Source organism: Rhodococcus sp. F64268 (assembly GCF_023015605.1).
Lineage (GTDB): Bacteria > Actinomycetota > Actinomycetes > Mycobacteriales > Mycobacteriaceae > Rhodococcus.
In genome coordinates, this window is record NZ_JALKAI010000006.1 from 196,034 (window position 1) to 222,542 (window position 26,509).

25 protein-coding genes are annotated in these 26,509 nt (G+C 66.1%); 22 read left to right on the forward strand and 3 right to left on the reverse strand.

Features of this window, described 5'->3' with window-relative positions:
- Nucleotides 1-4: 4 nt before the first annotated feature.
- From ftsY to trmD, 10 genes are all read left to right on the forward strand, one after another.
- Nucleotides 5-1,555, forward strand: a complete 1,551-nt coding sequence (gene ftsY, locus MWU77_RS16925) for a signal recognition particle-docking protein FtsY (RefSeq protein ID WP_247274292.1) — start codon at nt 5-7, stop codon at nt 1,553-1,555.
- Between the two features lie 228 nt (nt 1,556-1,783).
- Nucleotides 1,784-3,091 carry an ammonium transporter gene (locus MWU77_RS16930; protein ID WP_308198812.1) on the forward strand — a complete coding sequence of 436 codons (1,308 nt, stop codon included), beginning with the start codon at nt 1,784-1,786 and terminating at the stop codon, nt 3,089-3,091.
- Between the two features lie 124 nt (nt 3,092-3,215).
- Nucleotides 3,216-3,554 (forward strand): P-II family nitrogen regulator, encoded by a 339-nt coding sequence (locus MWU77_RS16935; RefSeq protein ID WP_054717737.1) that lies wholly within the window; start codon nt 3,216-3,218, stop codon nt 3,552-3,554.
- Nucleotides 3,544-6,045, forward strand: coding sequence for a [protein-PII] uridylyltransferase (locus MWU77_RS16940; RefSeq protein ID WP_247274293.1), 2,502 nt, complete (start codon nt 3,544-3,546; stop codon nt 6,043-6,045). Before MWU77_RS16935 ends, MWU77_RS16940 begins: the two co-directional genes overlap by 11 nt.
- 137 nt (nt 6,046-6,182) lie before the next feature.
- A complete protein-coding gene (gene ffh / locus MWU77_RS16945; protein ID WP_247274294.1) occupies nt 6,183-7,754 on the forward strand; it encodes a signal recognition particle protein in 1,572 nt (523 codons plus the stop codon).
- Between the two features lie 31 nt (nt 7,755-7,785).
- A complete protein-coding gene (locus tag MWU77_RS16950) occupies nt 7,786-8,889 on the forward strand; it encodes an amidohydrolase family protein (protein ID WP_247274295.1) in 1,104 nt (367 codons plus the stop codon).
- Between the two features lie 171 nt (nt 8,890-9,060).
- Nucleotides 9,061-9,501, forward strand: coding sequence for a 30S ribosomal protein S16 (gene rpsP, locus MWU77_RS16955; protein ID WP_169688645.1), 441 nt, complete (start codon nt 9,061-9,063; stop codon nt 9,499-9,501).
- Nucleotides 9,501-9,743: an RNA-binding protein gene (locus tag MWU77_RS16960; RefSeq protein ID WP_169688646.1), complete on the forward strand. Its 243-nt coding sequence runs from the start codon at nt 9,501-9,503 to the stop codon at nt 9,741-9,743. The genes rpsP and MWU77_RS16960 overlap by 1 nt, the downstream gene beginning before the upstream one ends.
- Nucleotides 9,744-9,752: 9 nt before the next feature.
- Nucleotides 9,753-10,367 carry a ribosome maturation factor RimM gene (rimM, locus tag MWU77_RS16965; protein ID WP_247274296.1) on the forward strand — a complete coding sequence of 205 codons (615 nt, stop codon included), beginning with the start codon at nt 9,753-9,755 and terminating at the stop codon, nt 10,365-10,367.
- 3 nt (nt 10,368-10,370) lie between these two features.
- Nucleotides 10,371-11,075 carry a tRNA (guanosine(37)-N1)-methyltransferase TrmD gene (gene trmD, locus MWU77_RS16970; RefSeq protein ID WP_169688648.1) on the forward strand — a complete coding sequence of 235 codons (705 nt, stop codon included), beginning with the start codon at nt 10,371-10,373 and terminating at the stop codon, nt 11,073-11,075.
- Between the two features lie 6 nt (nt 11,076-11,081).
- On the opposite strand, the gene MWU77_RS16975 is transcribed toward trmD, so the two are convergent.
- On the reverse strand, nt 11,082-12,041 hold the full coding sequence (locus tag MWU77_RS16975; RefSeq protein ID WP_247274297.1) for a serine hydrolase: 960 nt from the start codon (nt 12,039-12,041) through the stop codon (nt 11,082-11,084).
- 124 nt (nt 12,042-12,165) lie between these two features.
- Between MWU77_RS16975 and MWU77_RS16980 the strand changes: the two genes are divergently transcribed.
- The 9 genes from MWU77_RS16980 to dprA all read left to right on the forward strand — a co-directional run bounded on the left by MWU77_RS16980 (nt 12,166) and on the right by dprA (nt 21,282).
- Nucleotides 12,166-14,541, forward strand: a complete 2,376-nt coding sequence (locus tag MWU77_RS16980) for a Tex family protein (RefSeq protein WP_247274298.1) — start codon at nt 12,166-12,168, stop codon at nt 14,539-14,541.
- 120 nt (nt 14,542-14,661) lie between these two features.
- The gene (locus MWU77_RS16985; protein ID WP_169688651.1) at nt 14,662-15,570 is read left to right on the forward strand and encodes a hypothetical protein; all 909 of its coding nucleotides are present in this window, start codon (nt 14,662-14,664) and stop codon (nt 15,568-15,570) included.
- An 83-nt stretch (nt 15,571-15,653) separates the two neighbouring features.
- A complete protein-coding gene (gene rplS, locus MWU77_RS16990; RefSeq protein ID WP_054715236.1) occupies nt 15,654-15,995 on the forward strand; it encodes a 50S ribosomal protein L19 in 342 nt (113 codons plus the stop codon).
- 173 nt (nt 15,996-16,168) lie between these two features.
- Complete coding sequence (gene lepB / locus MWU77_RS16995; protein WP_247274299.1) at nt 16,169-17,026, forward strand: signal peptidase I; 858 nt, start codon at nt 16,169-16,171, stop codon at nt 17,024-17,026.
- On the forward strand, nt 17,023-17,721 hold the full coding sequence (locus tag MWU77_RS17000) for a ribonuclease HII (protein WP_247274300.1): 699 nt from the start codon (nt 17,023-17,025) through the stop codon (nt 17,719-17,721). Before lepB ends, MWU77_RS17000 begins: the two co-directional genes overlap by 4 nt.
- A 37-nt stretch (nt 17,722-17,758) precedes the next feature.
- The gene (locus MWU77_RS17005; RefSeq protein WP_006550963.1) at nt 17,759-18,073 is read left to right on the forward strand and encodes a DUF2469 domain-containing protein; all 315 of its coding nucleotides are present in this window, start codon (nt 17,759-17,761) and stop codon (nt 18,071-18,073) included.
- A gap of 172 nt (nt 18,074-18,245) precedes the next feature.
- Nucleotides 18,246-18,602 (forward strand): YraN family protein, encoded by a 357-nt coding sequence (locus tag MWU77_RS17010; RefSeq protein WP_169688654.1) that lies wholly within the window; start codon nt 18,246-18,248, stop codon nt 18,600-18,602.
- On the forward strand, nt 18,602-20,110 hold the full coding sequence (locus MWU77_RS17015) for a YifB family Mg chelatase-like AAA ATPase (protein ID WP_247274301.1): 1,509 nt from the start codon (nt 18,602-18,604) through the stop codon (nt 20,108-20,110). The genes MWU77_RS17010 and MWU77_RS17015 overlap by 1 nt, the downstream gene beginning before the upstream one ends.
- On the forward strand, nt 20,107-21,282 hold the full coding sequence (gene dprA / locus MWU77_RS17020) for a DNA-processing protein DprA (RefSeq protein WP_247274302.1): 1,176 nt from the start codon (nt 20,107-20,109) through the stop codon (nt 21,280-21,282). Before MWU77_RS17015 ends, dprA begins: the two co-directional genes overlap by 4 nt.
- Nucleotides 21,283-21,327: 45 nt before the next feature.
- Here dprA and MWU77_RS17025 read toward each other — a convergent pair whose 3' ends face one another.
- Complete coding sequence (locus MWU77_RS17025) at nt 21,328-21,630, reverse strand: hypothetical protein (protein ID WP_169688656.1); 303 nt, start codon at nt 21,628-21,630, stop codon at nt 21,328-21,330.
- Nucleotides 21,631-21,726: 96 nt separating this feature from the next.
- Here MWU77_RS17025 and MWU77_RS17030 point away from each other — a divergent pair, with 96 nt between their 5' ends.
- Nucleotides 21,727-22,509, forward strand: a complete 783-nt coding sequence (locus tag MWU77_RS17030) for a siderophore-interacting protein (protein ID WP_247274303.1) — start codon at nt 21,727-21,729, stop codon at nt 22,507-22,509.
- A 19-nt stretch (nt 22,510-22,528) separates the two neighbouring features.
- Here the strand turns inward: MWU77_RS17030 and MWU77_RS17035 are convergent, their stop codons facing one another.
- Nucleotides 22,529-23,692 carry a multidrug effflux MFS transporter gene (locus tag MWU77_RS17035; RefSeq protein ID WP_169688898.1) on the reverse strand — a complete coding sequence of 388 codons (1,164 nt, stop codon included), beginning with the start codon at nt 23,690-23,692 and terminating at the stop codon, nt 22,529-22,531.
- Between the two features lie 87 nt (nt 23,693-23,779).
- Between MWU77_RS17035 and MWU77_RS17040 the strand changes: the two genes are divergently transcribed.
- Both MWU77_RS17040 and MWU77_RS17045 read left to right on the forward strand, forming a co-directional pair.
- The gene (locus tag MWU77_RS17040; RefSeq protein ID WP_247274304.1) at nt 23,780-24,718 is read left to right on the forward strand and encodes a tyrosine recombinase XerC; all 939 of its coding nucleotides are present in this window, start codon (nt 23,780-23,782) and stop codon (nt 24,716-24,718) included.
- Between the two features lie 395 nt (nt 24,719-25,113).
- A complete protein-coding gene (locus MWU77_RS17045; RefSeq protein WP_374229898.1) occupies nt 25,114-26,475 on the forward strand; it encodes an AAA family ATPase in 1,362 nt (453 codons plus the stop codon).
- The last annotated feature ends 34 nt before the right edge of the window (nt 26,476-26,509 follow it).

Below are 26,509 nucleotides of genomic sequence, written 5' to 3' on the forward strand. Positions count from 1 at the left end.
GTGCGTGAGTACCGGAGCCTGGATAATCATCGCGGCCGCCCTCGCGGTTGTTCTTGTCGCGCTCGTCGTGGGTCTGACGCTCTATCGGCGACGCCAGGTGTCGCTGACGGCGAAAGAAACCCCGAAGCTCGACACTGCGGAAGCCAAGGATCGCTCGGGCGGTTACAAGGCGCAGAGCGGATTCAGTTTCAGTCAGGGAACAACGGCGACCGCTCCGCCGGAACCGGTGCAGCGGCCGGCCCCGAAACCCGCGCCGAAACCGGGCCCGGAACCGCGCACCGTCCCGTTGTCCGAGGAGGTCACCGAGGCTCCGCCCACCACGCGGATCCCGGTGGTGCCGCCGACCGTACCGAAGCCTGCAGAACCCGAGCCCGTCGAATCGGAGCCTGCAGAGCCCGAGCCTGCAGAGCCCGAGCCCGTCGAACCGGAGGCCGCGCCAGGCCCGGTCGTCGCAGAACCCGAGCCGGCAGAGCCGGAGAGCGCGCCCGATCTCGCTCCCGCACCGGAGGCTGCTCCCGAGCCTGTGGAGCCCGAGACGCCGGTCGACGCTGTGCAAACCCCTCCTGCCCCCGCCGACGCAGTACCTGCACCCGCTCCTGCCGACACGGCTACAGCACCGGCGCTCGACGAGATCGAGCCGACCTCGGGGCGCCTCGTTCGTCTCCGCGGGCGCCTGGCCCGGTCGCAGAACGCTGTGGGCAAGAGCCTGCTCGGCCTGCTCGGAGGTGGCGATCTCGACGAGGACTCGTGGGAGGAGATCGAGGACACCCTCCTGATCGCCGACCTCGGTTCCGCCACCACAGTGAAGATCGTCGACCGGCTTCGAGAGGAGATGGCAGCGAGCAACGTCCGGTCGGAAGCCGACGCGCGTGCGGTGCTCCGCAAGGTGCTGGTCGACGAACTGCGCCCCGACCTCGACCGTTCCATTCGTGCGCTGCCGCACGACAACCACCCGGCAGTGCTTCTCGTCGTGGGTGTGAACGGCACCGGTAAAACGACCACGACCGGGAAGCTCGCCCGCGTTCTCGTCGCAGACGGACGTCGAGTCCTGCTCGGCGCCGCAGATACCTTCCGTGCTGCTGCGGCGGATCAGCTCCAGACCTGGGCCGAGAGGGTGGGCGCCGAGGTGGTGCGCGGCAAGGAAGCAGCCGACCCCGCAGCAGTCGCGTTCGACTCCGTCGCGAAGGGTATCGACAACGGGGTCGACGCAGTGCTCATCGACACCGCCGGCCGACTGCACACGAAGACCGGCCTGATGGACGAGCTGGGCAAGGTCAAGCGGGTGGTCGAGAAGAAGGCGGCTGTCGACGAGGTTCTGCTGGTGCTCGACGCCACCATCGGTCAGAACGGGCTCATGCAGGCCCGCGTGTTCGCCGAGGTCGTCGACATCACCGGTGTGGTGCTGACGAAGCTGGACGGCACCGCCAAGGGCGGAATCGTTTTCCAGGTCCAGCACGAGCTCGGCGTGCCGGTCAAGCTCGTGGGTCTTGGCGAGGGTGCGGATGATCTCGCCCCCTTCGAGCCGGGCGCCTTCGTCGACGCGCTGCTCGGCTGACGAGTATTACTCGGCCGACACTTCGATCGGTCGAATCGAGGCCGCTCCCGCTACGGTGGGAGCGGCCTCGTCGTCTCTTGATGTCCGTTCCGGCGGAAACATGAACGAAACACCTCCCCGCCGCCCGTTCACGCCGACGAAACAGGACAGCGCTTCGGCGGAAACATCTCCGCAGCAAGCTTTTCCCAACGACGCGCTCACCGGCGCGGACAACTGGGAGGTGTGCAAGTGGAGGAAGTGGTGAACACCGGCGACGCCGCATGGATGCTCATGGCGGCATCGCTCGTGCTGCTGATGACACCGGGACTGGCGTTCTTCTACGGCGGCATGTCACGCGCCAAGTCGGTCCTGAACATGATGATGATGTCGTTCGGCGCGATGGCCCTGATCGGTGTGATCTATGTGCTGTGGGGCTGGTCGATGTCATACGGCTCCGAGAGCATCGGTGGGATCTTCGCGAACCCGTTCGAGCTGTTCGGCCTGCAGGGTGCCATCTACGACGACGAAGGTGGATTCCTGCCGGGGCTGGGCAACTACCCCCAGGTCATCGACATCGGATTCCAGGTGACATTCGCGATCATCACCACCGCACTGATCAGTGGTGCGCTCGCGGAGCGTGTGAAGTTCGGTACCTGGATGGTGTTCGTCGGCGTGTGGGTCACCGTCGCCTACTTCCCGCTCGCTCACATGGTGTGGGGCGGCGGTCTGCTCTCCGGCTCCGAGGACAGCATCGCCGCGATGCTCTTCGGCACTGTCGACGACGGAGAGGGCGGTCTCACCGCTGCGGTTCACCCGATCGACTTCGCAGGTGGCACGGTGGTCCACATCAACGCCGGTATCGCCGCGCTGGTTCTCGCCCTCATCATCGGCAAGCGCGCAGGCTTCGGCAAGACCGCGTTCCGTCCGCACAATCTGCCGTTCGTGATGCTGGGCGCCGCGCTGCTCTGGTTCGGATGGTTCGGGTTCAACGGTGGATCCGCGTTCGCTGCCGACGGTGTCGCCGGCCTCGCATGGCTCAACACCACCGTAGCCACCGCCGCCGCGATTCTGGGCTGGCTCGCCACCGAGCGTATGCGGGACGGTAAGGCCACCAGCCTCGGCGCCGCGTCGGGTGCTGTCGCGGGTCTGGTTGCCATCACCCCCGCTGCCGGTGCTCTCAGCCCGGTCGGATCCATCATTCTCGGTATCGTGGCCGGAATCCTCTCGGCCCTCGCAGTCGGACTGAAGTACAAGTTCGGCTACGACGACTCGCTCGACGTCGTAGGCGTGCACCTGGTGTCCGGTCTGTGGGGCACGGTCGCCATCGGACTTCTCGCCACCGAAACCGGACTGTTCTACGGGGGCGACTACAAGCAACTCGTCATCCAGATCGTGATCGCCCTGGTCGCACTTGTGTTCACCGCCGTCGTCACCGCTGTGATCGCCCTCGCTCTGCGGCCCATGGGCTGGCGCGTCTCGGCCGAGGACGAAGCTCGTGGCATCGACGAAACCGAGCACGCGGAATCCGCATACGACTTCGCCACCGCGCTGAAGTAATACTTCGTCTCGAACCGAAGTAGTGCTTCACCTCGTCGCCGAGGTGGAAGTGGACGAAGATAACGGGCAAGCGTTACGCGGACACACAAGACAACGTCCGGTGAGCACCGGGAAGGGATGAGAAATGAAGCTGATCACGGCAATCGTGAAGCCGTTCACGCTCGAGGACGTCAAGGCAGGGCTCGAGCAGGCCGGGGTGCTCGGAATGACCGTGAGCGAGGTGCAGGGTTACGGACGCCAGAAGGGCCACACCGAGGTGTATCGCGGGGCCGAGTACTCGGTCGACTTCGTGCCGAAGGTGCGCGTCGAGGTCGTCGTCGACGACTCGGTGGTGGACAAGGTGGTCGACACGATCGTGGAAGCCTCCCGAACAGGGAAGATCGGTGACGGCAAAGTATGGGTCACCCCGGTGGAATCGGTGATCCGAGTCCGCACCGGCGAACGAGGTACGGATGCACTCTGACCCTCAGGGTGCAGAGACCCGAGGCCCAGGACACGCTGCGCACGCAGCGGGTCGTGGGCCTTCGGCGTCTTCGGGCACGAATACGGCGACAGACCTGTCGGCGGCCAGAGACGCACTCGTCTCCGGCTCCGGCCGCACTCGCCGCCTCGACACCCAGGCACTGCGCGACGCGCTGGTGGACCTGTTCGATTTCTGGTTGATCACCGAGGGCTCCGAGCTCGGGATCAGGCCGGACAGTGGGTTCGCGCTCGTGGCTGTCGGGGGACTCGGTCGTCGCGAGATGCTGCCGCACTCCGACGTCGACCTCATTCTGCTGCACGACGACATCGATCCGGAGACGCTGTCGTCGGTCGCGGACCGGCTGTGGTACCCGCTGTGGGACGCCCACATCCGGCTCGATCACAGCGTCCGCACAGTTCCGCAGGCCCTACAGGTGGCGTCGGGCGACCTTCCGGCGGCGCTCGGGATGCTCGAAGCCAGGCACATCGCAGGCGACCACGAACTGAGCAATCTGCTCATCGGTGGCGTACGCAGACAGTGGCGCACCGGGATCCGGAACCGCTTCGACGAGCTGATCGAGATGACGGAGGCACGTTGGGAGCGGTCGGGCCAGATCGCACACCGGGCCGAGCCCGATCTCAAGAGTGGTCGCGGAGGATTGCGGGACGTACAGCTGCTCAACGCGTTGTCGGTCGCGCAGCTCACCGACGGCATGCCCGGCCTCGGACCGGACGCACCCGGGGGCGGCCTCGCGGCCGCGCACCGTCACCTGCTCGACGTCCGTACCGAACTGCATCGCGTCGCCGGTCGCGGTCGTGATCAACTGCAGGCTCAGGATGCCGACGAGATCGGTGCCGCACTGCGCATAGGCGACCGTTTCGACCTCGCTCGCCTACTCACAGAGGCGGCGCGCACGATCAGCTACTCCGTCGAGGTCGGTGTCCGCACCGCGGGCAATTCCCTGCCGCGCAAGGGTCTGTCGCGCCTTCGCCGTGGACCGGTACGACGCCCCCTCGACGAAGGCGTCGTCGAACATGGCGGAGAGGTAGCGCTGGCCCGCGATGCCCGGCCGGGCAAGGATTCCGGCCTGATCACCAGGGCGGCCGCTGCAGCCGCACGATCGGGCCTGCCGATTTCCGCGGCGACGCTGACCCGCCTGTCGGATCACGCGCCGGAACTGCGGGAACCGTGGCCACGGCAGGCGCTCGACGACCTCATCGTGCTGCTTGCCTCGGGACCGGCCGCCGTCGATGTCGTCGAGGCACTCGATCGGACCGGGTTGTGGGGACGTTTGCTGCCCGAGTGGGGGGCGGTACGCGATCTCCCACCGCGCGACGCCATCCACACGTGGACCGTCGATCGCCATCTGGTGGAAACCGCGGTCCACGCGAGTGCCCTCACGACGCGGGTGTCACGCCCCGATCTGCTGCTTCTCGGAGCGCTCCTGCACGACATCGGCAAGGGCCGCGGTGGGGATCACAGTGTGGTCGGCGCCGAGGTCGCCGCCCAGATCGGCACGCGCATGGGTTTGTGGCCGTCCGATCTGTCGGTGCTCACAGCAATGGTCCGGCACCACCTGTTGCTCCCGCACACTGCGACCCGCCGCGACCTCGATGACCCGGCAACGGTGACGTCGGTGGTGGACGCGCTGGGGGGCGACCCGCTGCTTCTCGAACTGCTGCATGCACTTGCGGAAGCAGATTCGCAGGCCACTGGACCCGGCGTCTGGGGTGAGTGGAAAGCTTCACTCATCCGGGAACTGGTACGGCGCTGCAAACTGATGATGGCGGGGGAGGACCTTCCGGTTCCGTCGCCGATCGACCCCGAACTTGCGCGGCTAGCCGAATCCGGCGCCATGCATGTCTCGCTCGACCCGAGACCCGACGGTCGGAGCTTCGTGGTGACGGTGGTGGCACCCGACGAGCCCGGCGTGCTGTCCGATACCGCGGGAGTGCTGGCGCTGCATGGGCTCCGAGTGCAGTCGGCCTCCATCGGCAGTCACGCGGGAAGCACCGTCAACACGTTCATCGTGGTGCCACGATTCGGTGCGCCTCCGGTGGAGGGGCTGCTGCGGCAGGAGTTCGTGCGTGCTCGGTCGGGTGACCTACACCTCCTCGCGGAACTCGACGCGAAGGACCGCGCCACGCGCGAGTCCGCACCGTCGGTACGCCCCGAGCGTGCGGTACCCGGTATCTACTCGCAGGCCCCACCGCGCCTGATCTGGCTCGACACCACGGATCCGGGGCAGGTAGTGCTCGAGATCAGGGCGGAGGACCGGATCGGAATGCTCTGTCGTCTGGCCGGAGTCTTCGAGGCGCACGGGGCAGACGTGCGGTGGGCGACGGTGACGACAATCGGTTCGACGGTGGTCGACTCGTTCTGCATCGACCTGCCGACCGCCGGAACGAGGGCGTCACGGGAACGACTCGAACAGGCCTTGCTGGCCGTCCTTCCGACTCCTGAACCGAAGAAGCCTCCCGCTGCGCCGTGAGGTGAGGTGCGATCCGGGGCCGCTTCGCAGGGCTCTCGGTCGGCCGGACGGGCCACCCCCGGCTGCGGGCGGACCGGAGCGGCTACCCTGGAGCGCAGTATTGTCCGTATTCTCGTCAGACCGCAGGAGCGCATTCGGTGTTCGAATCCCTTTCCGACAGGTTGACAGGGGTCCTCAAGGACCTGCGCGGCAAGGGGCGCCTGTCCGACGCCGACATCGACGCGACGTGCCGCGAGATCCGCCTGGCCCTCCTCGATGCCGACGTGGCGCTGCCCGTCGTGCGTTCGTTCATCAAGAAGATCAAGGAACGGGCGAAGGGCGCCGAGGTTCACGGCGCGCTGAATCCGGCTCAGCAGGTCGTCAAGATCGTCAACGACGAGTTGGTGGGGATCCTCGGCGGCGAGACCCGTCGGCTCCAGTTCGCGAAGACCGCTCCGACCGTCATCATGCTGGCAGGCCTGCAGGGTGCGGGTAAGACCACACTCGCAGGCAAGCTTGCCAAATGGCTCAAGGATCAGGGACACACACCGATGCTGGTCGCGTGCGACCTCCAGCGGCCGGGTGCGGTCACGCAGCTGCAGGTCGTCGGTGAACGTGCCGGTGTGTCGGTGTTCGCACCGCATCCCGGAACGTCGATCGGTGGTGGCGAGAACGAACTCGGCGTCACGGCCGCAGACCCGGTCGCGGTCGCGCAGCAGGGCATCGCGGAAGCCAAGAACAAACAGTACGACGTGGTCGTCGTCGATACCGCAGGTCGCCTCGGTATCGATCAGGAGTTGATGGCGCAGGCCGCAGGCATCCGCGACGCCGTCCAACCCGACGAGACCCTGTTCGTCCTCGACGCGATGATCGGTCAGGACGCCGTGAGCACCGCCGAGGCATTCCGCGAGGGAGTCGGTTTCACCGGCGTCGTGCTCACCAAGCTCGACGGCGACGCACGTGGTGGTGCCGCGCTCAGCGTCCGCGAACTGACCGGTCAGCCGATCCTGTTCGCGTCCACCGGTGAGAAGCTCGAGGACTTCGATGTCTTCCACCCTGAACGCATGGCCAGCCGCATCCTCGGAATGGGCGATGTGCTCACCCTCATCGAGCAGGCCGAGCAGCACTTCGATGCCACGCAGGCCGAAGCGACCGCAGCCAAGATCGGCAGCGGCGAGCTCACTCTCGAAGATTTCCTCGAGCAGATGATGGCCGTGCGCAAGATGGGACCCATTGCCAACCTGCTCGGCATGCTGCCAGGCGCGGGCCAGATGAAGGATGCGCTCGCGGGCGTCGACGAGAAACAACTCGACCGGATCCAGGCGATCATCCGCGGCATGACCCCGGCGGAGCGTGCCAACCCGAAGATCATCAACGGCTCCCGGCGGCTGCGTATCGCCAACGGCTCGGGTGTGAAGGTCTCCGACGTCAACCAGCTCGTGGATCGCTTCTTCGAAGCACGGAAGATGATGTCCGCGATGGCCGGCCAGATGGGAATGCCCGGAGCTCGGCGTAACCAGCGCTCGAAGAAGGGCAAGAAGGGGAAGAAGGGCGGTCGCGGCCCTACGCCGCCGAAGGTGCGGGGCGGTTTCCCCGGCGGCATGCCCGCCGGGTTCCCCGGGCTCGGCGCGGGCATGCCCGACCTGTCCAACATGCCGAAGGGCCTCGACGAACTCCCTCCGGGTCTCGAGGGCTTCGATCTGTCGAAGTTGAAGTTCCCCAAGAACTAGAGCGCAGTCGCGAGAATCAGGAGGCCCGGTCGTGGTCGGGGTCGGTGCTGGAGGCCCGTTCGTCGTGCGCGGCAGATCCCTGCCGGACGGTGAACCCGTCGAATTGTGGATCGGTGCAGACGGCGAATTCGCCCGTGAGCCCATTCCCGGAGCACAGGTGCTGTCGACCGGAGGGTGGGTGCTGCCGGGTCTGGTCGACGCGCATTGTCACGTCGGGATCCGGTTCGGTGGAGGAGTCGAAGACGAAGCGGGTGCTCTCGCGCAAGCCGTCATCGAACGCGACGCGGGCGTCCTACTTCTGCGCGACGCCGGATCCCCGGCCGACACCCGCGCATTCGACGCCCGGCCCGATCTGCCCAGGATCATCCGCGCCGGACGGCACATCGCCCTTCCGAAGCGCTACATCCGTGGTCTGCCGGTCGACCTCGAGGACGAATCGCAACTTCCTGACGAGGTCGTGCGGCAGGCCCGCGCAGGCGACGGCTGGGTCAAGCTCATCGGCGACTGGATCGACCGGGATGCCGGCGATCTGGCCCCGCTGTGGAGCGACGCGATCCTCGTCGAAGCGATCGCCGCGGCACATCGCGTGGGTGCCCGCGTCACAGCACATGTGTTCGGTGAGGACGCGTTGCCCGGCCTGCTCGCCGCAGGCATCGACTGCATCGAACACGGCACCGGCCTGACCGACGAGACGATCGCGACGATGGCGGCGAACGGCACAGCGTTGGTCCCGACCCTGGTCAACATCGAGAACTTCCCCGGCATCGCCGACTCGGCCACACGCTTCCCCGTGTACGCCGCGCACATGCGAGACCTCCATGCGCGTGTCGCCGACACGATCGGCGCCGCCCACGATGCCGGCGTTCCGATCTACGCGGGCACCGACGCGGGCGGACAGGTGCAGCACGGGCGGATCGCCGATGAGATCGCCGCGCTCGGCAAGGTCGGACTCGACGCGAACGAGGCCTTCGCGGCAGCGAGCTGGGCGGCCCGCGCCTGGCTCGGACATCCGAGTCTCGAGCCGGGGACATCGGCCGACCTGATCGTCTACGCGGACGACCCCCGCACCGATCCGGGATCTGCCCGCCCCGACCTGGTAGTTCTGCGCGGCGCCGTTGCCATGGCCTCCTGTTGAGGTCGATTTCCGGTCCGGTTCCCACGTCTGGCAGAATGGACCGCTGTCGTCGCATCCGGTTCCGTACCGCGCGACGGTCACAGGTTAGAGGCAAAACCGGGCGTGCCAATCGGGCGCGCCGTCCGAATTGCACGTGACATGCGCGCTCTGCGCGCGAAGGAGAACACAGCAGTGTCTGTCAAGATCAAGCTCACCCGTCTCGGCAAGATCCGCAACCCGCAGTACCGCGTTGTCGTCGCCGACTCGCGTACCCGCCGCAACGGCCGTGCTATCGAGACCATCGGCCTGTACCAGCCGAAGGAAGATCCGTCGATCATCGAGATCGACTCGGAGCGCGCGCAGTACTGGCTGAGCGTCGGTGCACAGCCCACCGAGCCCGTTCTCAACCTTCTCAAGATCACCGGTGACTGGCAGAAGTTCAAGGGCCTGCCGGGCACCGAGGGCACCCTGCGCAAGGCAGAGCCCAAGCCGACCAAGCTCGAACTGTTCCAGGCCGCACTCGCACAGGCCGAGAACGAGCCGGCTGCCGAGGCGATCACCCCCAAGAAGAAGAAGGCCGCCAAGGAAGAGGCCACCGAGGCTGCTGCTGAGTCCACCGAGGCCGCCGAGTAATGAGCGCCGTGGTGGCCGATGCGGTCGAGCATCTCGTCCGAGGCATCGTCTCGCACCCCGATGATGTGCGCGTCGATCTCATCACCGGTCGCCGTGGCCGCACCGTCGAGGTTCACGTCAATCCTGACGATCTCGGCAAGGTGATCGGTCGCGGTGGCCGCACCGCGACGGCGCTGCGGACCCTCGTCACCGGAATCGGTGGCCGAGGCATCCGCGTCGACGTCGTCGACACCGACCGTTAGGGCGCGTCGGTGGAGCTCGTGGTCGGCCGTGTCGTCAAGTCGCACGGCATCAAAGGTGAAGTGGTCGTGGAGGTCCGTACCGACGAACCCGACGAGCGCTTCGCCGTAGGTGCGGTCCTGCGTGGCCGCAAACCCCGCGAGCAGAAGCTGCACAACTACACGGTGGAAGCCGCCCGGGAGCATTCCGGGCGGCTTCTGCTGCGTCTCACCGGGGTAGCCGACCGCACCGGTTCAGATGCGATGCGGGGCATCCTGTTCGTCGTCGACAGCGACGATCTGTCGCCCTCTTCCGACCCCGACGAGTTCTACGATCACGAACTCGAAGGTTTGCCGGTGCGGATCGTGGCGGGCCGCCCCGATGGCGGTACCGAGATCGGCACCGTACGTGAGGTCCTGCACACCGCCGCGGGCGAACTTCTGGCAATCCGGCCCGCCGACGATTCGAGCCGGGAGATTCTCATCCCGTTCGTCACCGAGATCGTTCCGACGGTGTCGGTCGCCGACGGCATGATCGAGATCGACCCACCCGGCGGCCTGCTCGATCCCGATTTCGGAGAGCCGCCCACCAAAGCGAAGAAGCAGCGGGAAACGAAGCTGCGCCGGACAACCGAGGAAAACGAGTAGCCTGTGCGGCTCGACGTGGTCACCATCTTTCCGGAATATCTCGAACCACTACGCGCGGCACTGCTCGGCAAGGCGATCGACAAGGGTCTGATCTCGGTCGGCGTGCACAACCTGCGTGACTGGACCCACGACGTTCACAAGGCCGTCGACGATTCGCCCTACGGTGGCGGACCGGGCATGGTCATGAAACCCACCGTCTGGGGCCCCGCTCTCGACGACGTCCTCGATGTCGACGAGAGCGAAACCGACTCGGATGTGCTGCTCGTCGTCCCCACTCCCGCGGGCAGGCCGTTCGACCAGGCCACCGCACAACGGTGGTCGACCGAGAAACGCATCGTCTTCGCGTGCGGTCGCTACGAGGGCATCGACCAACGAGTATTCGACGACGCTGCGAAACGCGTCCGCGTCGAGGAAGTCAGCATCGGCGACTACGTACTGATCGGCGGCGAGGTCGCCGTACTGGTCATGGTCGAGGCAGTCGTGCGCCTGCTTCCCGGCGTACTCGGCAATCAACAGTCGCACCAGGAGGATTCGTTCTCCGACGGGTTGCTCGAAGGCCCCAGCTACACGCGGCCCGCGTCCTGGCGTGGCCTCGAAGTTCCCCCGGTCCTGCTCTCCGGAGACCACAGCAAGGTCGCACAGTGGCGCCGCGAACAGTCGTTGGCCCGGACACGCGAGCGACGTCCCGATCTGCTCACCGGCGACTGAGCCGGATCAGCCGAAGACGGTCTCCACCACCATCGTCAACGTGTCGCGTGCATGCCGGGCGCTCTGGTCGTCGGATGCGTCGTACATCGAGGTGTCGGGAAGGAACGTGCCGTCGTACTCGGGGTCTTCGTAGGTCACTGTCTCCCGCGACAACACGGCGACCACATACCGGTGGTCGTCGCCGAAGAATCCGGTCGACAAGTGAATCCACTGTGATCCGAGGCAACACATCCACCCCGCCTTGGAGCCGAGATCCACCGTGTCCGGGAGTCCAGCGGACAGACCGAACTGCTGATCGTAACCATCTGCTCCAGTGGGCTCCCACTCGAGCAGATACCCGATGATCCGGGCACCGGCAGGTTCGTCGAATCCGTCCGTGCTGCCGAGCAGATGGTCGTACCAGGTCAAGATGTCCGATGCGGTGGTGAGGGTGTTCCACCAGAAGTCGACAGGGGCGACCGTTCCTCGGAGGGCGTGCCGCTCGACGACACGAGCGACGATCTCGGGACCGCCGAATGCATCCCACAACAGAGACGCAGCCGAATCATCCGACCGGGTGAGCATGGCGCGGATCAGGTCGTAGTGGTCGTCGGTCAGCAGGATCTCGCCGATTCCTTCGCGGAACAGCAGGTCGTCGGCGATGAACAGTTTGACCACCGATGCAGTCTCGATGGGCTCGTCGACGCCGCCGACCGTTCGCGCACCTGTATCGCGGTCCAAGATGGCTACCGTGACCTCGGCGCCACGTTCGGCTGCGAGTCGTGTCGCCGTGTCGATGCGGTCTGCGAGCCCGTCCATCCTGATCGGAGTCGTGATGTCGGTACTGGCGCCGGCCGCTACGTGCAGGCCCGCAGCGGACACCTCGGACCCTGGGGCAGTCAACCCGTTCAGGGGCGTGCCGCACGCCGACAACGTTGCTGCTACGACCAGCAACGCCAAGCCCGACCGGAACCGATCCCGGGTCATTGCATGCTCCTGTATTCCATTGTGCGACGCACAGCGCGCCGATAGTCGAAGTTCGGTGTCCGCCGAGCAGGTGCTCGTGGCGCCACGGGGACCACACGAAAGGATAAAGGTAGGGTCGATCGTCGTGACGACCCAACTCGACACCGTGAACCGGCGCATCGCCGACGAACTCGACGTCCGCGAGAACCAGGTGGCTGCGGCGGTGGAACTGCTCGACGGCGGCTCGACCGTGCCGTTCATTGCTCGCTACCGCAAGGAGGTCACCGGGGGGCTCGACGACGCCCAACTCCGCACCCTCGAAGAACGCTTGAGGTACCTGCGCGAACTCGACGAACGCCGCGCTGCGATTCTCGAATCGATCGACGAGCAGGGCAAACTCGACGACGAACTCCGCGGACAGATCATGCTTGCCGAGACGAAGGCCCGCCTCGAAGATATCTACCTGCCCTACAAGCCCAAACGCCGGACGAAAGCTCAGATCGCCCGCGAGGCCGGACACGAGCCCGTGGCCGACGCACTCATCGGCGATCCGACCACCGATCCCGCGCAGTACAGCGCCGAGCAACTCGATGGTGCCCGGGCGATCCTCGTCGAACGATTTGCCGAAGACGCCGACCTCGTCGGTGAGCTACGTGAAGCCATGTGGCAACGCGGTGGACTGAAATCCGCGGTGCGGCCGGGCAAGGAAACCGAAGGCGCGAAGTTCGCCGACTACTTCGAATTCTCCGAGCCGTTCGCCGACCTGCCCTCGCACCGTATCCTCGCGGCGCTGCGCGGCGAGAAGGAAGAAGTGCTCAGTCTGTCGCTGGAACCCGAACTCGAAGAGCAGGAGCCCGGGGCACCGTCGTACTACGAAGGCCGGATCGCCGGTCGCTTCGGAATCGCCGACCGAGGACGCGCCGCCGATCGCTGGCTGCTCGACACCGTGCGCTGGGCGTGGCGCACCCGTTTGCAGGTGTCGATGGGTATCGACGTGCGGATGCGACTCAAGCAATCCGCCGAAAGCGACGCCGTCGACGTGTTCGCTGCGAACCTTCGCGACCTCTTGCTTGCAGCGCCGGCCGGAACACGCCCCACGATGGGCCTCGACCCCGGCTTCCGCACCGGCACCAAGGTCGCCGTTGTCGACGCGACGGGCAAGGTCGTCGACCACACGACGATCTATCCGCACCAGCCGCACAACAAGCACGACCAGGCGCTCGCGACTCTTGCAGCTCTGGTGGCGAAGCACGGTGTCGAACTCATCGCCATCGGCAACGGCACCGCCTCCCGCGAGACCGACGCCCTCGCCTCGGAGTTGATCGCCAAGTCCGGTTTCACCAACGTGACCAAGATCGTGGTGTCGGAAGCCGGCGCGTCGGTGTATTCGGCCTCCGCATACGCCTCGCAGGAATTGCCCGACCTGGACGTGTCGATCCGCGGTGCGGTCTCGATCGCGCGGCGCCTGCAGGATCCGCTCGCCGAACTCGTCAAGATCGACCCCAAGTCGATCGGCGTGGGCCAGTATCAGCACGACGTGTCCGAGACGATGCTCGCCCGGTCGCTCGGTGCGGTCGTCGAAGACGCGGTGAACGCCGTGGGAGTCGACGTCAACACCGCTTCGGTCCCGTTGTTGTCCCGAGTCTCGGGCATCACCGGATCACTTGCCGAGAGCATCGTCACCCACCGCGATCAGAACGGCCCGTTCCGCACGCGTAAGGCGCTCAAGGACGTCGCGCGACTCGGCCCGAAGGCCTTCGAACAATGTGCGGGCTTCCTTCGCATCCCAGGCGGCGACGACCCACTCGACGCGTCCGCAGTGCACCCCGAGGCCTACCCGGTGGTCCGGCGGATCGTCGACCGGAGCGGCACCGGCGTCCTCGAACTGATCGGCAGTTCTGCTCTCCTCGCCGAACTGCGGCCGGAGGACTTCGTCGACGACAAGTTCGGTCTGCCGACCGTCACCGACATCATCAGCGAACTCGAGAAGCCGGGTCGCGATCCGCGTCCCGAGTTCAAGACCGCCACGTTCGCCGCAGGAATCGAGAAGGTCGGAGACCTGACTCCGGGCATGGTGCTCGAGGGAGTCGTCACCAACGTCGCCGCCTTCGGCGCGTTCGTCGACGTCGGGGTTCACCAGGACGGACTCGTGCACGTCTCGGCGATGTCGAAGAGCTTCGTCCAGGATCCGCACGATGTGGTGAAGTCGGGTGAGGTCGTCAAGGTCAAGGTGCTCGACGTCGACGTTCCGCGACAGCGCATCAGTCTCACCTTGCGCCTCGACGACGAGATCCCGTCAGGATCCGACAGTGACGGCGGTGCCGCGCGCGGTGGCCGCCAAGGTGGACCTCGGCCCGCTCCCCGCGGTCAGCAGAGCAGCGGTCGCGGACAGGGCGGCAGCCGTGGCCGTGGACAGGGGGGCGCCAAGCAAGGTGGTGGCAGGCAGAGCCGGCGTCCCGACACCGCACCTGCATCCGGATCGATGGCCGACGCTCTTCGTCGGGCAGGATTCGGCAAGTAGCCGTTCCCGCGTGCCGGTCGTATCGCGCCGCGATCGACCGGCGCCTGGGATGCTGAAAGCCGTGCGGGTTTCACGGCCGGAAGACTTCTGGGTCGCCGAAACGAGGGCGTCGGTGCCGCGATGATGAACTTGCTCCGAACCGAGATCATCGATCAGGGGCGATTGCCACTGCTGTGCTTCCTGCTGGGTTTCGTCGTCGCATTCGTGTTCATCCGCATCAGCGTGCGGATGATCCGGGCGAAGGTGCGGTGGTGGCCCGGCAACATCACGCCAGGGGGACTTCACGTTCACCACATGGTGTTCGGGGTGATCACGATGGTCATCGCGGGTGGCGGTCTCATCTCGGTGTACGAGGTGGGCTCCAGGACCGTCATCGCCATTTTCGCCGCGCTGTTCGGGGTGGGAGCGGCCCTGACGCTCGACGAGTTCGCGCTCATCTTCTATCTCCACGACGTGTATTGGGAGGAAGAAGGACGTGTCTCCGTCGACGCCGTGTTCGTCGCCATCGCTGTGACCGGGATGCTTCTGCTCGGTCTGCAACCCCTCGATCTCGTCGACCTCACCACTTTCGACGATCGCGGAGACTGGGCGAGCCGATTCGTTCTGGTGGTATTGGTGCTGCTGAATCTGCTGCTCGCCGGCGTGGTGCTGGCCAAGGGCAAGATCTGGACCGGTCTGGTCGGACTGTTCATCGTTCCGTTGCTCTGGGTCGGCGCGGTACGCCTCTCGCGGCCGGGGGCACCCTGGGCCCGCTGGCGCTACCAGGGCAAGACACGGAAGATGTCTCGCGCGATCGCGCGTGAGCGGAGATTCCGCAGACCGGTGATCCGAGCGAAGATCTTCGTGCAGGACCTCGTTGCGGGTGCCCCGACTTTCGAAGCGGTGCTCGGCAGCGTCGAGCATTCACGAATCGCGGCCGAGGCCGTTCTCGACAGGACCGTGCACCCGGCCCGGGCACCCGGGATTTCACCCAACCAGGTGGAGTCTGGCACTATAGACAGGTTGCCCCGTTCGGGCACGCCTACCTGATCTGGGCACGAACCGGTCGAGCCCGCCTCACGGCGGTCGCCGCCAGGTTCCTCTGCTCGAGCGAACAAGAGGATAGAACACCGATGAACACCCTGGACTTTCTGGACGCCAAGTCGCTGCGCGACGACATTCCGAACTTCCGCCCCGGCGACACGCTCGACGTGCACGTCAAGGTTATCGAGGGCTCGAAGGAGCGTGTGCAGGTCTTCAAGGGCGTCGTGATTCGTCGCCAGGGCGGCGGCATCCGCGAGACCTTCACCGTCCGCAAGATCTCGTTCGGTGTCGGTGTCGAGCGCACCTTCCCGGTGCACAGCCCGAACCTCGCGAAGATCGACGTCCTCACCCGCGGCGACGTCCGTCGCGCGAAGCTGTACTACCTGCGCGAGCTGCGCGGCAAGGCTGCGAAGATCAAGGAAAAGCGCTGATCGTCGCTGCTTGACGGCATACCTTACGAGCCCGGCCCGGATTCACTTCCGGGCCGGGCTCGGTCGTATCTGTTCGAATGCCGCCTCGTCGGACTGCCGTGAGCATGTGCGACTCATCGACCGCCGAGCAGTGGCTGCAGGTACGAGATTCGGGTAGACGCTAGTCTTGTCCGGTGGCAGATTCACCGCACGAACCGGCCGGGCCGGACGCGAACCGATTTGGCGACGACCGACTCTCGGCACACAACCGGACGCGCGGTGCCCACCACAGAAGGGAGGAACCGGACGACTCGAGCGACGACCGCGGAACCGAGAAGAACACGAAGAAGCAGAAATCGTTCTGGCGTGAACTACCGATCCTGCTCGTCGTCGCGCTCGCGCTGAGTTTCCTCCTCCAGACCTTCGTTGCCCGCGTGTACCTGATCCCGTCCGAATCGATGGAACCGACGCTGCACGGTTGCCCCGGGTGCACCGGCGACCGCATCGTCGTCGAGAAGATCGGTTACCGATTCGGTGATCCGCGTCCCGGAGACGTCATCGTGTTCAAGGGACCCGATTCGTGGTCCGAGGGTTACACCTCGACGCGCTCCGACAACACGGTCATACGCGGACTCCAGGAAGTGGGCTCGCTCGTCGGGTTGGTCCCGCCGGACGAGAACGACCTCGTCAAGCGCGTGATCGCGGTGGGCGGACAGACCGTCGAGTGCTGCGATGACCAGGGCCGCATTCTCGTCGACGGACAACCGATCGACGAACCGTACGTGAAGATGGACTACCCGTTCACACCCGGTGTCGTCACGTGCGACACCGAAGTGCCGTCCGGACGCTGCTTCGGTCCTGTCACGGTGCCCGAGGGCCATGTGTGGGTGATGGGCGACAACCGAAGCAATTCCGCGGACTCCCGCTATCACGTCGGTGACGAGCATCAAGGGTCCATTCCGTTGGAGAATGTCATCGGAAAGGCGCGCTTCATCGTGCTGCCCCCCGGCCGATGGGGCCTCATCGATTCCCCGGAGATCATGCCTTCGTGAGTACCTGGCCCCCGCGACCGGTGATCCGTCGATCATCGGGTCTACGGACGATGGAATCGACGCTGCTGCGATGCGGGCTCGGCCCGGTCGCCGGTGTCGATGAAGCAGGGCGTGGACCGTGTGCAGGCCCGCTGGTCATCGCCGCCTGCATCCTGGAGCCGAAACCACACCCGTCGCTGGATCGCCTGGACGATTCGAAGAAACTGACGGAGAAGACCCGCGAGGAACTCTACGACGCGATCGTGCGCCGCGCGCTCGCGTGGAGTGTGGTGGAGGTGCCCGCCGACGAGGTCGACGCCATCGGAATCCACGTCGCCAACATCGAGGGGATGAGACGCGCTGTCGCGGGTCTGTTGGTCGCGCCGGGATACGTCCTCACCGACGGCTTCCGGGTTCCGGGCCTGCCTGCGCCGTCGCTGCCGGTGATCGGCGGGGACGGCGCCGCGTCATGCATCGCGGCGGCGAGTGTTCTTGCGAAGGTGACTCGCGACCGGATCATGGTCGGGTTGGATCGAACGTATCCGGGGTACGGTTTCGCGATACACAAGGGCTACAGCACGGCTGTGCACATGGCGGCACTGCGCGAGCTCGGCCCGTCACCCGAGCATCGGAGATCATGGGCGAACGTGGCCGCAGCATGCGGCGAAGCACCGTTCCGACGCCGGCTCGTCGGAGCCGGAGCGGATGCGAGATGATGGCAGGACACACCAGAGTGGGAGGACACCGAGACCGATGAGCGCCGAGGATCTCGAGAAGTACGAAACCGAGATGGAACTCTCGCTTTACCGGGAGTACCGCGACATCGTCGGTCAGTTCGCCTACGTCGTCGAAACCGAGCGGCGCTTCTATCTTGCCAACGCCGTCGAACTGCTGCCCCACAACGCCAACGGCGAGGTGTATTTCGAAGTTCGGATGTCGGATGCGTGGGTGTGGGACATGTACCGTCCCGCCCGGTTCGTCAAGCATGTCCGGGTGATCACCTTCAAGGACGTCAACATCGAAGAGCTCGACAAACCCGAACTTCGTCTGCCCGACAAGCTGGGGTGAGCCCCGCACCGTAACAAACAACTCGGACAGGGTTGCCGTACGACGGGCAATGCCTCGGCGGTTGTCCCCAACCGGTCGTTTCCTCCACAGATTTCCCCTATCGGGCCTGAGACGGTCCGCTCACCCGATCTCGCTGCTGCACAGTGTGTGCACGCAGGGAGGAGCGATAGGGATGGGACGAAATCAAGATGTGGGGATCCGCGGCGAGGACCTTGCCGCAGAACACCTCGAGTCCACTGGAATGGTGGTTCTCGAACGGAACTGGCGGTGCCGGTACGGCGAGTTGGACCTGATCGCGCAGGACGGCGCGGTCCTCGTGTTCGTCGAGGTGAAAACCCGAACCGGGTTCGGGTACGGTACGCCGGCCGAGGCCGTCACGCGCGTCAAGGCGGAGCGGTTGCGGAGGCTGGCCGGTTTGTGGCTCGCCGACCAGGACCGGCGATGGGATCGCATCCGCATCGACATCGTGACGGTCGTGCTGATTCGCGGGAAAGCCCCCGAAATCACCCACCGTAAGCAGGTGTTCTGATGGCGCTGGGGAAGGCATGGTCGGTGGCCGTGGCAGGTATCGACGGACACGTGGTCGAGATCGAGGCCGACATCGGTGGCGGATTGCCGGGTGTGAAGATGGTCGGGTTGCCCGATACTGCGCTGCAGGAATCGCGTGACCGAGTGCGCGCAGCGGTGTCCAACTCCGGTGGGAAATGGCCGGACTCGAAGGTGGTACTCGCGCTGTCACCTGCGACACTGCCCAAAATGGGCAGTGTCTACGATCTGGCTCTCGCATGCGCGGTGCTCAACGCAGCCGATGTCGTACCGCTCGAACCGATGACGAAAACGATTCTGCTGGGCGAGCTTGCGCTCGACGGCCGGTTGCGACCGATCCGTGGAGTACTTCCAGCCGTCGTCACGGCGAACAACTACGGATGGTCGCGAGTAGTGGTTCCCACCGCGATGATGACCGAGGCGTCACTCGTCGCGGGGATCGATGTGTACGGCGCCGACAGTCTGCGCGACGTGGTGTTGTGGCTACAGGGTGACGGACCGCTCGAACGCCCCGACCCGCGGGCGGCGCCCGCACGAACGCTCCGCGCCGACCTCAGCGAAGTCGTCGGGCAGCACGAGGCTCGCCGCGCGATCGAGGTCGCTGCCGCGGGCGCCCACCACCTCATGCTCACCGGTCCACCGGGCATCGGGAAGACGATGCTGGCCCAGCGCCTTCCCGGAATCCTCCCCGAACTGAACGAAACTCACGCACTCGAAGTGACCGCGGTTCATTCGGTGGCAGGCACCCTCACGGCGGATCGGCCCCTTGTCACAGAACCGCCGTTCATCGCTCCCCATCACACCGCGACGGTGGCTTCGCTCATCGGTGGTGGCACGGGCATGGCCACCCCGGGAGCGGTCAGTCGCGCGCACCGCGGAGTGTTGTTCCTCGACGAGGTGGCAGAGATGGGAACGAAGACTCTCGAAGCATTGCGAACACCTCTCGAGGACGGAGAGGTTCGGATTGCACGCCGAGACGGCGTCGCCCGATATCCCGCCCGATTCCAACTGGTGCTGGCAGCAAATCCCTGCCCGTGCGCGCCGGCGCGCGACGCCGATTGCGTGTGCGTGCCCACAGCGCGGCGCCGATATCTGGGACGGCTGTCGGGACCCTTGCTCGACCGTGTCGACTTGCGGGTGAGGATGCAATCGGTCGCGACGAGTGCGCTGATGGGCGAGGCAGGGGAGAGCACCGACGATGTACGAACCCGAGTCGCGACCGCGCGTGCCGCTGCGGCGGAGCGGTGGAACGACTTCGGGTGGGCGACGAACGCGGAGGTTCCGGGGCCGGCCCTTCGCCAGAAATTCCGGTTGCCTGCCACGGTGGTCAAACCGGTGGAATGGGCGCTGCGTAAGGGTGCGATCACGGCACGAGGGGCCGACCGGGCATTGAGAGTTGCCTGGACCCTTTGCGACTTGGAAGGAGCTTCCCGGCCCAGCGAGATCCACGTGGCCGCCGCGCTCGACTTCCGGGATCGAGGTGCCGCGTGACCGGTCGAACCACCAGCGGGACGACCGTCGACGCGACACCGAACAGCGACGAGAGACGGCACGCGTGGGCATATCTCTCGACGGTCACGCTCGGTGCTTCGAGGATGGTCTCCGCGGCGATCGCCGAGCATGGAGTAGTGGAGGTTGCGCACTCACTGCGGGAAGATTCGGCCGGTGCCGAACTCACCGCGAAACTCGCGGCTCGCGTTCATCTCGATACGGCCGCAACCGACCTCGATCGCTTGAATCGGGCCGGGGGGCGGCTCGTCACTCCGGACGATGACGAGTGGCCCGCATGGCAGATGCTCGGGTTCGACCAGCTGGACACTGCCACCGATGCGGAGGGGCCGCCGCTCGCGCTGTGGGTATGGGGGCAACGACGGCTCGATGAGCTCGTCGAGCGCGCGATCGGGATCGTGGGCACGCGCGCCGCGAGCGGTTACGGCGAGCACGTGACAGCAGAGATCGCAGGCGACCTCGCCGTCGACGGGTGGACGGTGGTATCCGGGGCGGCCTTCGGGATCGATGCCGCAGCACATCGCGCTGCACTTGGAGTGGGAGGCACGACCGTTGCGATACTCGCGTGCGGCGTGGACCGGGCCTACCCTGCAGCGCACGCGAAGCTCCTGCGAGGAATCTCCGAATCAGGTTTGGTGGTCAGCGAATACCCGCCCGGCACCGTGCCCGCGCGGTACCGGTTCCTTGCGCGCAACCGGCTCATCGCGGCGCTGTCTGCGGGAACCGTGGTCGCAGAGGCAGGCTGGCGCAGCGGCGCCCGTAACACGGCGGCGTGGGCTCGGCGGCTGGGCCGGCCGGTGGTGGCGGTGCCGGGCCCGGTCACCTCGGCGGCGTCGCAGGGATGTCACCGAATGATTCGTGAGGGCGAAGCACGGCTGGTGGGCAATGCACGGGAAGTCGTCGAGGAATGCGGTCCACTCCTCGAAGCCGGCGACGACCGGGATGCCCGGTTCGTTCGGGCGCTCGACGGCCTCTCGGGAGATCTGGCACTCGTCTACGAGGCATTGCCTGCGGTGGGAACGTGCGAACCGATCGCGGTAGCGGAGTCTGCGGGTGTTCCGGTCGACCGCGTGCGCGCGGCGTTGCCCTTGCTGGAGATGGAGGGACTCGTCGAGCGTGACGAGGACGGGTGGTCGCGGGTAGCGGGCAGATAAGGGTTCGTCGGCGGGAACCGGCTCGACCGAGTGAGCGCTGGGTGGCTACTGCGCCGCCGAGGACTCGTCCGCGCCGGTTTCCGGCTTGTCGTCCGCGCCGGCTTCCGGCTTGTCATCGACGTACCAGGCAAGGTCTTCGCGATGCCACTTGACGGCGCCGCGGTGTGCCTTGCGGAACTCCTTGAGGACGGTCCGGTCGACCGACGGGTGACCGCTGTCGCCCACGTAGATCCACTCCGAGCCGAACTTCGATTCGATGGCGTCGACCATGTCGGCCTGGCCGACCCGGCGTTCGGTGTTGATGATGTCGATCATCCAGGTGGCGATGTCGGACGCGCTGGTGCTCATGGTCTCGAGCGTAGTCGGCCGGCATCGGGTTGCTGCGCCTGACGTCGAGGACCGAGTAGTGTCGTCGAGGATAGGTAACCCTAATAAGGAGGTACGGTGGCGCCCAAGGCCCCGAAATCGTCGACCCTGACAGTGCTGCGCACGGAGGTCGTGTCCGAACACTTCGTTCGAGTGGTGTTCGGAGGTGACGGGTTCGCCGACTTCACTCCGCGTCCCGAAACCGACAGCTACGTGAAGATCGAGCTGCCTGCGGGAGACGAGACCGTCGTACGCACCTACACGGTGCGCCGTGTGGACCGGGCCGCCGAGGAGATCTGGGTCGACTTCGTCGTCCACGGGGACGAAGGGATCGCCGGTCCGTGGGCGCGCTCCGTCAAGCCGGGGACCGAGGTCGTGCTCCGGGGGCCCGGAGCGGGCTACCTACCTGATCCTGCGGCGGACTTCCACTTGCTGGCAGGCGACGAGACAGCAGTTCCCGCGATCGCGGCAGCGCTCGAATCACTTCCGGCGCACGCTGCCGGAGCGGTGTTCATCGAGGTGGCCGGGGAATCCGACGAACTCGATCTGATCGCACCGGCCGGCGTGACCGTGACATGGCTTCATCGAGGTGTCGCGGCGGGCGATGCCGGTCCGGACCGTATCGACGGCAACGCACCGCTCGTTTCCGCGGTGCGGGAACTACCGTGGCCGGATGGTGACATCCAGGTGTTCGTGCATGGTGAGGCGGAAAGCGTCATGAAGCACATCCGTCCATATTTGCGTAAGGAACGGGGAGTGCCCTCCGCGCGCGCGTCGATTTCCGGATACTGGCGTCGCGGCAGGACCGAGGAAGGCTTCCGCACCTGGAAGCGTGAGCTCTCGGAGAGCGAGGCCGGCTGACCGACTCCGATTCGAATGGTCACATGCGGGGCTCGCGGGTGAGCGTGAGCAGGGCGGTCATCGCGAGCCCCGCCGAGGCGACGATTGCGATTGCCATGGGAACGGCCGTGTCCTCCCCGCCCAACCCCACCAGCGGTGAGACGATCGCGGCGAGGCCGAACTGGGACGCGCCCATGATTGCCGAGCCGGTGCCTGCAGCCGACGGTACTTGGCCCTGACCGAGGGCTGTGGAATTGCCCATCGTGAATCCGAGGCTGAACACAACGGCAAACAGCAGTGGTAGAAGAAGCCAGCGGTGAGCTCCGAAGAGTGCTGTCGTGATCAACAGCAGCGTTCCGGCGGACAGCATGAGGGTCACACCGAACAGCAGAAGCGCCCGCACTTCGAACCTGCCGATCAGCCGGGTATTGATGATGTTCGCGGTCACCAATCCCACCGAGTTCACTGCGAAGACCAGCGAGAACTGCGTCGCCGACATTCCCAGTATGTTCTGTACGACGAATGGTGATGCGGAGATGTAGGCGAACATCGCGCCGAAGCCGAGCGCGAAGGATGCGGCATATCCGATGAACCGGTGGTTACCCAGCACGTAGCCGAAGTTGCCCGCAAGCGCTGCGAACCCGCCGCCGTGTCGTTTTTCGGGTGGCAGTGTTTCGGGAATGAACACGAGAACCCCGGCGAGCATCGCGATCGACGCTCCGGTCAGAACCCAGAAAATACCTCGCCAGCCGATCGGGTCGAGAAGCGCACCACCGATGATCGGCGCGGCGATGGGCGCGATACCACCGATGATCATCATGAAGCTGAACAAGCGAGCAGATTCGTGGCCACTCGTACGATCTGCGATGACCGCGCGGGCGAGCACGATTCCGATGCCTCCACTGAAGCCCTGGACTGCACGCGCCCCGATGAGGACCTCGACGGTCGGTGCCAGCGCACACGCAGCGCTACTCGATGCGAGCGCGATCGTGCCGATGATGAGCAGGCGACGACGGCCCCACCCGTCGGAGAGGGGACCGGTGATCAACTGGCCGATACCCAGGCCCGCCATGAATGTCGTCAACGTGAGCTGAATTCCCACGGTAGAGGTGCCGAGACTCTCGGACATGATCGGCAGACCGGGAAGGTACATATCCGTCGCCAGCGGCGCTGTGGCCGACAGGAGCGCCAGTGCGCACAGCATCGGCAAAGAGATCGTTTTACTCACGAACGAACTCTAACGAGGCGCGTTGACTTGCACGGACCCAGAACACCGCGCACGGTGGTGCCCATGGACCACGATCCGGCCTCGGCGCTGCCTCCTGCGCTTGCCGTCCATGTCGACGATTTTGCTGAGCATCTGACATTGCAGTCGAACCGGTCGGCGCACACCGTGCGCGCGTATACATCGGACGTGCGCTCGTTCCTCCAGCATCTCGCAGCAGGTAACCCTGATGCGCGGGTGTCCGATATCGACCTCGGGACGCTGCGGGCGTGGCTGTCGAGACAGGTCGCCTCCGGTGCTGCACGCAGTACGGTTGCGAGGCGCACTTCATCGGTGAGGACTTTCACCGCCTGGCTGGTCCGCTCTGGTCGCGCCGAGCACGACCCGGGAACACGTCTCGCCTCAGCGGGCGCGCGCCGCACACTGCCCACGGTGCTACATGCGGAGCAGGCAGCAGAAGTCATGGAGGCTGCAGAGTCCGGCGCTCGGGAAGAGCATCCGGTTGCGCTGCGAGACCGCGTGATCGTCGAACTGCTGTATGCGACCGGTATCCGTGTCGGCGAGCTCTGCGGGCTCGACCTCGACGACGTGGATGCGGAACGTCGCGTTGTGCGAGTGCTTGGTAAAGGCAACAAGGAAAGGACAGTGCCCTACGGACTGCCTGCCGCGGATGCCCTCGAACGGTGGGTAGCCGTCGGGCGGCCGGCCTTGGCGACCGCGACCTCGGGACCCGCCTTGCTCCTCGGGAAGCGAGGCGGTCGCATCGGGCAACGGCAGGTGCGGACGGTGGTGCACGAGGCGGCCGGGGCCGTTCCCGGTGTACCTGACCTCGCGCCACACGGACTGCGGCACACCGCAGCAACCCATCTGCTCGAAGGCGGTGCCGATCTGCGCGTCGTCCAGGAAGTACTCGGTCATTCGAGTCTCGCGACCACTCAGCTGTACACGCATGTGTCGGTTGCGCGACTGCGTGCGGTCCACGAGCAGGCGCACCCCCGCGCCTGAGCCGCGCCCGCGCCTGCGGCTACGCAGCCCGACACGTTTTGGTAGCGTCCAGCCGATCGATAGTGGGGGATATCGGGGGGATCCAAATGGCACGAAACGAGTCCGACCATGCGTTGCCTGCGTGGTTGCAGGACGAACCTGAGGCACGGCCCGCGCCGGTCACGCCGCGACGTGGGCTGCGTCGTAGTGCTGCACGCGTGAGGAAAGATGGCACTGCCGAACCGGCGCCGCACACGGGGTCGGGGGCGGACTCGGTCCCGACCACAGCGACATCGCGGTCGGCAGCCCCGTCGCAGCCGGTCGGCGGCGCTGCAGTACTGCCGGCTCCGGCAAGTGCTCCGCCGATCGCTTCAACACCTGCCTCGATCACGCCCCCCGCGTCGGTGCCGTTTTCGATGATCCCGCTGGAACGGGATCCGGAGCCGCATGTGCCGGTCGCGCCGGAGCCCGTAGCGGTCGCGCCGGAGCCCGTAGCGGTTGTACCGGAGCCCGTAGCGGTTGTGCAGGCACCCGAAGGTCTGCCTGAGCCCGCGCCTGATCTGGAACCGTCACCCGAGTCTTGTCCGGAACCTGTGCCTGACACGGAGCCTGTGCCGGATCCCGAGGCGGCAACCGTGCCTGGTCCCGAGGCGGCAACCGTGCCTGAACCTGTGTCCGAAGTCGTGCCTCTGCCCGGATCGGAGCGTGGCCCGGCAACGGAGCCGATCGAGGTGCCCGCACCGGTTCATGAACCCGCCGCGCCGGTCGAAACCCATGATGTGGACGTCATGCGCGACCAGGTTCCGAGGGTTACGACGGCGCCGGACCATCAGCCGTCGAACCTCGACCTTGCGTCGGGGGTGCTCGTCCGTCGTTCCCGGCGCGCGCCCAGCAGAGGATGGCGGCGCGGTGTGCATCGGCTCACCGGGGGACTGTTCGATCCCGGAATGTCCTCGGAGGATGCGGATCACGACGATCTCGTCGCACGTATCCGGCAGCCGATCAGCGGCGATTACCGCATCGCGGTGCTCTCACTCAAGGGCGGCGTGGGCAAGACCACGACGACAGTCGGGCTGGGCTCGACCTTCGCCTCGATGCGTGGTGACTGCGTGATCGCCGTCGACGCCAACCCGGATTTCGGAACCCTCGCGCAGCGCGTACCGGAACAGACGCAGTCGACAGTGCGAGATCTGATCGCGGTTGCGGACCGTATCGAACGGTATTCGGATGTGCGTGCCCACACTTCGCAAGCGCCGAGTCGGCTCGAAGTGCTTGCCAGCGAGCGTGATCCGGCGGTGTCGGAGGCATTCAGCGAGGACGACTATCGTCGAGTCATCGATGTTCTTCAGGTCTACTACAACATCATTCTCACCGACTGCGGAACCGGGATCATGCATTCCGCGATGGGGGGCGTGCTCGACCTGGCAAATGCCCTCGTGCTCGTCGGGTCGCCGGCTGTCGATGGTGCCCGCAGCGCCGCCGCCACACTGGACTGGCTCGAGCATCACGGCTACAGCGACCTCGTCGATCGGACGGTCGTAGTGATCAGCTCACCGCGGCCTGGGAACTCCAGTATCGACCTCGATGCGCTGACCGAGCACTTCCTTGCTCGTTGCCGGGCCGTCCAGGTTGTGCCGTTCGACGAGCACCTTGCGGAGGGCGCCGAGATCGACCTGAACCTGCTGAGGCCCACGACCAGGCGGGCGTTCGCCGAACTCGCGGCCATGGTCGCGGACGACTTCCCGAGGTTGACGGGGCGGCACGCCGTGCAGTGGTGATCACGGCACGCCTGTAGTGGTGATCACGGCACGC

Bases quoted from the DNA above. Each gene is read 5' to 3' on its own strand.
- MWU77_RS17040 (WP_247274304.1), top strand. From the start codon at position 23,780: ATGGACCACGATCCGGCCTCGGCGCTGCCTCCTGCGCTTGCCGTCCAT.
- MWU77_RS16975 (WP_247274297.1), bottom strand. From the start codon at position 12,041: ATGACCCGGGATCGGTTCCGGTCGGGCTTGGCGTTGCTGGTCGTAGCA.
- MWU77_RS17010 (WP_169688654.1), top strand. From the start codon at position 18,246: ATGGGACGAAATCAAGATGTGGGGATCCGCGGCGAGGACCTTGCCGCA.
- MWU77_RS17005 (WP_006550963.1), top strand. From the start codon at position 17,759: ATGAGCGCCGAGGATCTCGAGAAGTACGAAACCGAGATGGAACTCTCG.
- MWU77_RS17015 (WP_247274301.1), top strand. From the start codon at position 18,602: ATGGCGCTGGGGAAGGCATGGTCGGTGGCCGTGGCAGGTATCGACGGA.
- MWU77_RS16940 (WP_247274293.1), top strand. From the start codon at position 3,544: ATGCACTCTGACCCTCAGGGTGCAGAGACCCGAGGCCCAGGACACGCT.
- MWU77_RS16935 (WP_054717737.1), top strand. From the start codon at position 3,216: ATGAAGCTGATCACGGCAATCGTGAAGCCGTTCACGCTCGAGGACGTC.
- rplS (WP_054715236.1), top strand. From the start codon at position 15,654: ATGAACACCCTGGACTTTCTGGACGCCAAGTCGCTGCGCGACGACATT.
- MWU77_RS17045 (WP_374229898.1), top strand. From the start codon at position 25,114: ATGATCCCGCTGGAACGGGATCCGGAGCCGCATGTGCCGGTCGCGCCG.
- MWU77_RS17035 (WP_169688898.1), bottom strand. From the start codon at position 23,692: ATGCTGTGCGCACTGGCGCTCCTGTCGGCCACAGCGCCGCTGGCGACG.
- MWU77_RS16985 (WP_169688651.1), top strand. From the start codon at position 14,662: ATGATGAACTTGCTCCGAACCGAGATCATCGATCAGGGGCGATTGCCA.
- MWU77_RS16960 (WP_169688646.1), top strand. From the start codon at position 9,501: ATGAGCGCCGTGGTGGCCGATGCGGTCGAGCATCTCGTCCGAGGCATC.
- MWU77_RS17025 (WP_169688656.1), bottom strand. From the start codon at position 21,630: ATGAGCACCAGCGCGTCCGACATCGCCACCTGGATGATCGACATCATC.